Here is a 1,598-nt window from a genome sequence, read left to right as displayed (position 1 = left end):
TTTGTTAACCGGTACGGTAACCGCCTTATGTGGGCCCATTGCCTTTGTAGGGTTGGCTATTCCCAACATAGTGAAATACATTTTTAAGACGAGCAATCACTTATTTTTAATTTTAGGTTCGGCGTTAATGGGTGCCGTACTTTTACTCCTTTGCGACTTACTTATTTTTGCTTTTAGTGATATTGTTCAACTTCCGCTAAACGCCATAACAGCCCTCTTTGGAGCGCCTATCGTGGTTTGGATCATTCTAAAAAAATACTGATGTTTAAATTAAAAAATGTTGACATAGGGTATAAAAAGAAGCTGGTTCACATCAATGATTTGCATGTTGAAAAGGGTAAGTTATATGCACTTTTAGGAAAAAATGGTAGCGGTAAAACTACCTTTTTACAAACCCTAATGGGGAACCTGTCTCCACTTCAAGGAGAATATTTAATCGACGGTAAAGCCATACAAGACTTAAGTAAACGCGAAAAAATGCGCTACCTCAGTTATGTTCCTTCTAAATTTTACGGTGTTGAGCATTTATCCGTACGAGAACTAATTGGTATGGGACGGGCTCCTTTCACCAATGTTTTAGGAAGAATTTCACAGCGCGACAATGACAAAATAGATGAAATACTTGCGCTCCTTAAAATAGAACATTTACAGTGTTTGTCTACTCAAAAAATATCTGATGGTGAACGTCAAATTGCCATGATAGGTAAGGCGTTGGCTCAAGAAGCGAGAGCTATTATTTTAGATGAACCAACAGCGTTCTTGGACTACTCTAATCGACTTAAAACCATACAAATTCTAAAAGAAGTTGTTGCGAAGAAAGGAGTTACTGTACTCTTCTCCACACACAATCTAGACCTATCTCTCAACTACGCAGATAAGATTATCAGCATCAACAAAGAGAAAGAATTTGAAGTGTTTGAAGGCGGTATTGCCAAGGAAGTGATTATAGAAAAGGTATATTAAACTCATAAACCTCCACCCTAGTTAAATCTTTGAGGATTTACTCCTTTTAATTTTATCTAAAAAAGAAACGAGCAAAAATCTGGGTTAAAAACCATTCTAATACCTCGGTTCAAACATATTTACAAAGGCACGATAGATACTATTGTGTAAAATCGTTGCATGATCTTCTTTTCTCATCAGGGTAAAATTTACCTTGTGTTTAGTTTTTCTTTTCAATAATCGCTTTAATCTTCTGGCGTCTCGACGCATGATAAAGGGTTCCTTTTTACCTACAAAAATCTCCACATGAACAGAACGGGGAAGCTCTTCCTTTTCTAAATGTGCCTTTCCTTCTACCAGCAAACGTTCCTGATCCCACCATATACTCGGACTCACAATAAAATAGTGGTGAAACAATTGAGGTTTGTACAACAATATCTCAGTAGCTACTAAACCTCCTAAAGATTGTCCGACGAGATAACGTTGATTTGAAGCTCTGTACTTGTACTCTACAAAGGGGATCAATTCTTTTTCAAGAAAAGCAATAAAATCCTTACTATGGCCACCATTTGGAACCGCAGTAGAAAACTCTTCTAATTCGGGGTCAAAGGTGAAATCTCTTTGTCTGTCAACGTTAGCAATACCTACCACAATAG

General features: G+C 37.2%; 3 protein-coding genes. 2 read left to right on the top strand and 1 reads right to left on the bottom strand.

What is annotated here, in order from left to right; genetic code table 11:
• The coding region (locus tag AC22ZQ_RS14590; protein WP_318959481.1) for an iron chelate uptake ABC transporter family permease subunit at positions 1-262 on the top strand (262 nt) is incomplete at its 5' end.
• The gene (locus AC22ZQ_RS14585; protein WP_318959480.1) at positions 262-963 is read left to right on the top strand and encodes an ABC transporter ATP-binding protein; all 702 of its coding nucleotides are present in this window, start codon (positions 262-264) and stop codon (positions 961-963) included. The genes AC22ZQ_RS14590 and AC22ZQ_RS14585, both read left to right, overlap by 1 nt.
• Before the next feature lie 96 nt (positions 964-1,059).
• On the opposite strand, the gene AC22ZQ_RS14580 is transcribed toward AC22ZQ_RS14585, so the two are convergent.
• Positions 1,060-1,598: alpha/beta hydrolase (locus AC22ZQ_RS14580; protein ID WP_318959479.1), on the bottom strand; the 539-nt coding region annotated here is incomplete at its 5' end.

The organism is Lishizhenia sp. (genome assembly GCF_057456495.1).
This window is presented reverse-complemented; position numbering and strand designations above follow the sequence as displayed.

Bases quoted from the DNA above. Each gene is read 5' to 3' on its own strand.
- AC22ZQ_RS14585 (WP_318959480.1), top strand. From the start codon at position 262: ATGTTTAAATTAAAAAATGTTGACATAGGGTATAAAAAGAAGCTGGTT.